At 66.4% G+C, this 1413-nt stretch carries 1 protein-coding gene; it reads left to right on the top strand.

All coding sequences use genetic code 11. The features are described from left to right. The coding region (locus tag DQW91_RS16435; RefSeq protein ID WP_198411899.1) for a cadherin domain-containing protein at window positions 1-1413 on the top strand (1413 nt) is incomplete at both ends.

The following is a 1413-nucleotide window of genomic DNA, read 5'->3' as shown; positions in this document are numbered from 1 at the left end:
CGGCAAGTTCGAGATCGTCGGCAACGAGCTGCGCCTCAAGGCCGGCGCCGTGCTCGACTACGAGACCGCGACCTCCCACACCATCAAGATCACCGTCACCGACAACCACGGCGCCTCCGTCACCAAGTCCGTCACCATCCATGTCGGCGACGTCGACGAGAACCGTGCGCCGACCGGCGTCACCCTCTCCCGCGATACCGTCGATGAAGGCACCACCGGCCTCATCGCCACCCTCGACGGCGTCGATCCCGACACCGGCGACACCTTCACCTACGCCCTCGCCGAGGATCTCAGCGGCAAGTTCGAGATCGTCGGCAACGAGCTGCGCCTCAAGGCCGGTGCGGTGCTCGACTACGAGACCGCGACCTCCCACACCATCAAGATCACCGTCACCGACAACCACGGCGCCTCCGTCACCAAGTCCGTCACCATCCATGTCGGCGATGTTGACGAGAACCGCGCGCCGACCGGCGTCACCCTCTCCCGCGATACCGTCGATGAAGGCACCACCGGCCTCATCGCCACCCTGACCGGCCTCGATCCCGATACCGGCGACACCTTCACCTACGCCCTCGCCGAGGACCCCAGCGGCAAGTTCGAGATCGTCGGCAACGAGCTGCGCCTCAAGGCCGGCGCCGTGCTCGATTACGAGACCGCGACCTCCCACACCATCAAGATCACCGTCACCGACAACCACGGCGCCTCCGTCACCAAGTCCGTCACCATCCATGTCGGCGACGTCGACGAGAACCGCGCGCCGACCGGCGTCACCCTCTCCCGCGATACCGTCGACGAAGGCACCACCGGCCTCATCGCCACCCTGACCGGCGTCGATCCCGACACCGGCGACACCTTCACCTACGCCCTCGCCGAGGACCTCAGCGGCAAGTTCGAGATCGTCGGCAACGAGCTGCGCCTCAAGGCCGGCGCCGTGCTCGATTACGAGACCGCGACCTCCCACACCATCAAGATCACCGTCACCGACAATCACGGCGCCTCCGTCACCAAGAGCGTCACCATCCATGTCGGCGACGTCGACGAGAACCGCGCCCCGACCGGCGTCACCCTCTCCCGCGATACCGTCGATGAAGGCATCACCGGCCTCATCGCCACCCTGACCGGCGTCGATCCCGACACCGGCGACACCTTCACCTATGCCCTCGCCGAGGACCTCAGCGGCAAGTTCGAGATCGTCGGCAACGAGCTGCGCCTCAAGGCCGGCGCCGTGCTCGACTACGAGACCGCGACCTCCCACACCATCAAGATCACCGTCACCGACAACCACGGCGCCTCCGTCACCAAGTCCGTCACCATCCATGTCGGCGATGTTGACGAGAACCGTGCGCCGACCGGCGTCACCCTCTCCCGCGATACCGTCGATGAAGGCACCACCGGCCTCATCGCCACCCTGAC

It is taken from the genome of Microvirga flavescens (genome assembly GCF_003290125.1).
Lineage (GTDB): Bacteria > Pseudomonadota > Alphaproteobacteria > Rhizobiales > Beijerinckiaceae > Microvirga > Microvirga flavescens.
Note: the sequence above shows the minus strand (reverse complement) of the source record. Positions and strands in the feature narration are given on the sequence as shown.